Below are 5060 nucleotides of genomic sequence, written 5' to 3'. Positions count from 1 at the left end.
GTGAATATGATAGATACAGTAATGATCGGAAGCCTAGGAGAAATATCGGTGGCGGCGATAGGTATAGCTAACCAATATTTCTTTTTATTTACGATGGCTTTATCGGGAATTATGGGTGGAACTGGTATCTTTATGGCACAATTTTACGGAAAGGGTGACAAAGATAGCATAAAGAAGGTAACTGCACTTAGCGTTATAGCATCGTTGATTTTAGGGATGATTTTCTTTGTTATAGCTGTATTTTTCCCTGACTTTATAATTCATTTTTTCTCTTATGATAGTGAAGTAGTCAAACAGGCGAGAGAGTATTTTTTAGTTATAGGATTTTGTTATCCGATTATGGCAGTTGGTTATATTTTTAGTATGGGATCTAGGAATGTCAGAAATCCACAATTAGGAATGATTTGTAGTTCTATATCACTTGTTATAAATATAATTTTAAACTATATCTTTATATTTGGAAAATTTGGGGCTCCAGCCTTAGGTGTAATGGGTGCTGCTGTTGCGACTGTTTTGGCTAGAACTGTGGAATTTATTTTACTTATAGCTTATGTGTATTTCGTAAGAGATGATTATGAGTTGAGATTTGGATTGAAGGATATAAGAGGAATTACTAAGGAGTTGACAAATACTGTAATTAGGAAAACTGCACCGGCGTTTTTTAATGACACGACTTGGGCATTCGGAAGTGTGTTGTATTCGGTGGCTTATTCGACTGCTGGTACATCGGCTATTGCAGCGAGTCAGATTGCAAATACGACTGGAAATTTCTTTATAATGACTGCAGTTTGTATTGCGATAGGATCTTCTATTATGATAGGAAATGAGCTTGGAGCAAACAATATAGACAGAGCGATAAGATATTCCAAGAAATTTTCAATCATAGTAACTATAGCAGGTGCTATTTTAGGTACATTGTTGATAATTTCTACACCAGTTCTTCTAAAGATTTTTAGTGTTTCGGCGAGCTTGACTCCTGATATCAAGAAGATATTTATCATAATGGGTGTCATGATGGCGCTTAGAACTTTTAACACTTTCATAGTAATAGGTGTTTTGAGAAGCGGTGGAGACACTAAGTACGCATTGTTTTTAGAAATGGGATGTATGTGGCTTGTTTCACTTCCGATAACATTTGTCGCTGCATATAAAGGAGTTCCGATTTATCTATTAGTTGCGTTTACTTATACTGAGGAAATCGCCAAGTTTATATTTGGAGTGCCGAGAGCCGTATCTAAAAAATGGGCTAATAATATTGTAAAGGATATGTAATTTGTAAATATATTTCTTCTGAAGTGAGAGTAAAATTTCTCGAAAACAGAAGAAATATATTTTTTTTATAATGCATAGGAAATTATATTCCTTTGAAATTTTAGATAAATATAATTTCCGTCATGCATTTCAAGAAAATCTACATTATGGATTTTTAGAATAAAGATTTTCTTATTCCAAGAATTTAATACCTGTCAGAATTATTTCACTGACTAATCCAGCCATTTCTTCCGGAGATTCTTTGAAACCATTGCGTAACCACGATTCAAATATTCCTATGCATCCATACAATATAAAATCATAAAAATAATTGAATTTATCCACTTTATTAGGATTAAATAATATAACCCAATGTTTGAAGCATGTATCTCGAATAACAGTTTTTAATTTATTAAAAAATGCAATTTGACCAGTATCACTCAAAAGTGAAGCACAAAAATCGGCATTCTCCTTTATAAGTTTAAATAAATCACAAAGCAATGGCTCTGGACCAGATAACTCCTCTGTTGAATGAGAATTGAGAACCTTCTCAAAGCTAAGCAGCATTTCATTTTCTAATTGCTCAGACAAATCATAAATATCCTTATAATGCAAGTAAAATGTACCTCTATTTAAATCCTTTAATTCACAGAGCTCTTTAATAGTGATATCTTTAGTGCTTTTAGTTTTTCTAAGCTCGATAAATCCGTCTTGAAGCTGTTTTTTAGTTTTACGAATCCTTCTATCAGTTTTTTTCTCCATAAAATCCTCCTTTTATAGCACATGTAAATAGACAAATTTTAAAAATATGTTTATTTATATACGGTATAAATCAAATATGTTCATATATAGACACAACAAAAATCATTGATTATTGAATTTCGACTATTATGAAATTATAATTTATTTTGTTAAATAAATCAACACGGTGTTAATTAAAGGAGGAGGGTATATGAGAAATTTTTATGAGAAAATTATTCATCATAAAAAATTAGTAATAGCAGTATTTGCTGTTGCAATGATTATTTCAGCAGTTTGCAGCACTATGGTAGGAGTAAACTACGATATGAATGACTATTTACCAGATGGAACTGCATCGACAGTAGCTTTAGATACTATGAATGAAGAATACGATATGAGCATTCCAAATGCTAGAGTTATGGTATCGGACTTAAGCATTGCAGAGGCGCTTGAGATGAAGCAGAAATTATCGGACATAGACGGTGTTGAAGAAGTCACTTGGTTAGATGATGTTATAGACACAAATATACCTTTGGAAACAGCTGATAAGGAGGCTGTTGAGGATTATTATAAAGACAATAATGCATTATTTACAGTGACTATTGAAGAGGGAAAGAGAATAGAAGCTGTAAATGCAATTAGAGATTTAATAGGCGACGACAATTCAATGGAGGGTACAGCTGTCAATACAGCAATTGCGACACAATCTACAACTAAAGAAATAAAGAAAATAATGATGCTAGCAATTCCAATTTGTTTGGTGGTTTTATGTATTACTTCGCATTCATGGATAGAACCGATATTATTACTTGGAACAATAGGGGTAGCCATATTATTAAATAAAGGTAGCAACTTAATGTTTGGAACTATTTCCTTTGTAACAAATGCAGCTGGAGCAATATTGCAGTTAGCTGTATCTATGGATTATTCGATTTTCCTATTGCATTGTTTCGAGGAAATGAGAGCAGAGGGGCAGGATGTAGAAGATGCTATGGTAAATGCACTTTGCAAATCGACAGGATCTATTTTATCGAGTGGACTTACTACAGTAATAGGATTTGCGGCCCTTATACTTATGCAATTTAAAATTGGACCTGATATGGGGATATCTATGGCAAAGGCAATTTTATTGAGCTTGATAACTGTTTTTGTATTATATCCAGTAATTTTACTTTACTGCTATCCATTGATAGATAAAACTAGACATAAATATATTGTGCCTGATTTTGGCAAATTCGGAAAAGCTGTGACAAAAATGATGGTTCCAGCAGTTTTAATATTTTTACTATTAGTAGTACCTTCTAATTTAGGTCAACAAAAGAATTTCTTCTCATATGGGTCTTCTCAAATATTTAGTACAGATACGCAAATTGGTCAGGATAGACAAAAGATAGAAGATACCTTTGGGAAATCAAATAATTTAGTATTGATGGTCAAAAAGGGTAATTTAGAAAAAGAGACTGAGCTTAGCGATAAATTACATGAAATGCCAGAGGTTACAAGTATAGTTTCTTATGTAGATAATGCAGGTGCTGAGGTTCCTATGGATTATTTAGATAATGAAACTTTGAGCAAGCTGATATCTGATAATTACAGCAGAATGATACTGACAGTCGATGCGGATTATGAAGGGGAAGAAACCTTTGAGCTTGTAAGAGAAATACGTTCGTTGGTTTCACAATACTACGATGATTATCATTTAGCTGGAGAAAGTGCAAGTACATATGATTTGATGGATACTATAACAAAGGATACTGTAAGAGTAAATGCTATAGCAATATGTGCAGTATTTGCTGTACTACTTTTAACTATGAAGTCAATATCTCTTCCAGCAATTTTAGTATTGGCAATAGAAACTGCTATATGGATAAATTTATCAATACCTTATTTCAAAGGAAGCTTCGTATTCTACATAGCATATTTGATTATAAGCTCTGTTCAATTAGGAGCTACAGTTGACTATGCGATATTGCTTACAAGCAGATATCTCGAAATTAGGGAATCAATGCCTAAGAAAGAAACTATTATAGAAACTGTTAGATCAACTACAGTATCAATTTTGACATCATCATCGATACTTACAATCGCAGGGGCGTTGGTGTGGAAAATATCCACACATGGAGTGCTTAGTCAGCTAGGACATTTATTAGCTAGAGGTACAATTTTCTCAACTATAATAGTATTATTTGTAATCCCTGGAATGTTGTATTTATTTGATGGTTTAGTCCAAAAAACAACAAAAGGTATAGATTTTTATAAATTTAATGAATAGGAGAGTGCGCGTTATGAAAAATTACAATAAATTTATTGCAATTACAATGGCAGGAGTATTGAGTGGTGCTAGTGGACTTACAACAGCTTCATTAGCAGCTGAAAAATCAACTGAAAAACAAGAAGTAATATATGCAAACTTAAATCCATCTGGAGAAATAGAAGAAATTTATGCAGTAAATATATTCGATGATAAAGACATTGTGGATTATGGAATATATGAGGGAGTAAAAAACATGAACACAATGGATAAAATAAATTACTCAAATGGTAAGGTCACAATAAATAATTCATCAGATGAGTTGTACTACCAAGGTATGATGAAATCTGATACACAACTACCATGGAATATAAATATCGAATATAAATTAGACGGAATGGAATATGCACCAGAGGAATTAGCAGGTAAAAGTGGTAAATTGGAAATTCAAATGGATATAACTGAAAACAAAAAAGCCAAAAAAGATTTCTTTGAAAACTATGCATTACAAGCATCTGTGCAATTAGATACAAATTTATGTAAAAATATAAAAAGTGAAGGCGCTACTATGGCTAATGTAGGTGCTTTAAAACAGCTTACTTACACAATTCTTCCAGATAATGAAAAACATATAAAAATTACAGCAGATGTAGTTGATTTTGAAATGAATGAAATCCAAATAAACGGGATAAACTTAAACCTAGATATAGATAAAGATTCTATCGATACATCATCTTTGACTGACGAAATCGAAACACTACAAGATGCAGTGTCTGACTTAGACGATGGAGCTAATGATTTAAATGATGGAACAGGA

The 5060-nt window shown here is 32.5% G+C and carries 4 protein-coding genes; 3 read left to right on the top strand and 1 reads right to left on the bottom strand.

Going from position 1 to position 5060, the window contains the following annotated elements; translation table 11 throughout:
* The coding region (locus ACI3VO_RS05990; protein ID WP_439757034.1) for an MATE family efflux transporter at positions 1-1272 on the top strand (1272 nt) is incomplete at its 5' end.
* 171 nt (positions 1273-1443) lie between these two features.
* On the opposite strand, the gene ACI3VO_RS05985 is transcribed toward ACI3VO_RS05990, so the two are convergent.
* Positions 1444-2013: a TetR/AcrR family transcriptional regulator gene (locus ACI3VO_RS05985; RefSeq protein ID WP_439757033.1), complete on the bottom strand. Its 570-nt coding sequence runs from the start codon at positions 2011-2013 to the stop codon at positions 1444-1446.
* A 190-nt stretch (positions 2014-2203) separates the two neighbouring features.
* On the opposite strand from ACI3VO_RS05985, the gene ACI3VO_RS05980 reads away from it, so the two are divergent.
* Positions 2204-4264 (top strand): efflux RND transporter permease subunit, encoded by a 2061-nt coding sequence (locus ACI3VO_RS05980; RefSeq protein WP_439757032.1) that lies wholly within the window; start codon positions 2204-2206, stop codon positions 4262-4264.
* Between the two features lie 13 nt (positions 4265-4277).
* Positions 4278-5060: hypothetical protein (locus tag ACI3VO_RS05975; protein ID WP_439757031.1), on the top strand; the 783-nt coding region annotated here is incomplete at its 3' end.

The sequence above is a fragment of the Intestinibacter sp. genome (genome assembly GCF_051866655.1).
Classification (GTDB): domain Bacteria; phylum Bacillota; class Clostridia; order Peptostreptococcales; family Peptostreptococcaceae; genus Intestinibacter.
This window is presented reverse-complemented; position numbering and strand designations above follow the sequence as displayed.

Coding starts and splice junctions, on each gene's coding strand:
- ACI3VO_RS05980 (WP_439757032.1), top strand. CDS start 2,204: ATGAGAAATTTTTATGAGAAAATTATTCATCATAAAAAATTAGTAATA.
- ACI3VO_RS05985 (WP_439757033.1), bottom strand. CDS start 2,013: ATGGAGAAAAAAACTGATAGAAGGATTCGTAAAACTAAAAAACAGCTT.